This is a genomic window from Bradyrhizobium sp. 23AC (assembly GCF_054863025.1).
Window position 1 is genome coordinate 1 of sequence record NZ_JAVAYN010000167.1, and the last position, 270, is coordinate 270.

Consider the following 270-nt stretch of genomic DNA (forward strand, 5'->3'; position numbering starts at 1 on the left):
GGCGAGCATTCCCGAGCTGGGCGTGCAGTGTGCCGGCGGGCGGGGCCTGCTGGGCAGCGGGGTCATGTTCCGGCCCGACGGCTATCTCATCACCAACGGCCACGTCGCGCGCTTCGCGAACATCACGGATCCCGATGCGAAGCGGGCGCGCGACGGCGCCATCGGCGAGTGTCTGCTCGCTGCCACGCACGCGAAGTCCGCCGCGCTGCGCCGAGAGAAGGGGCATCCGCCCCATTCGCGCGCGGAGCAGCAGAAGCCCGATGCACTGGT

At 71.5% G+C, this 270-nt stretch carries 1 pseudogene; it reads left to right on the forward strand.

Going from position 1 to position 270, the window contains the following annotated elements:
• A pseudogene (locus RAD10_RS41945) lies at positions 1-270 on the forward strand (hypothetical protein); the annotation flags it as partial.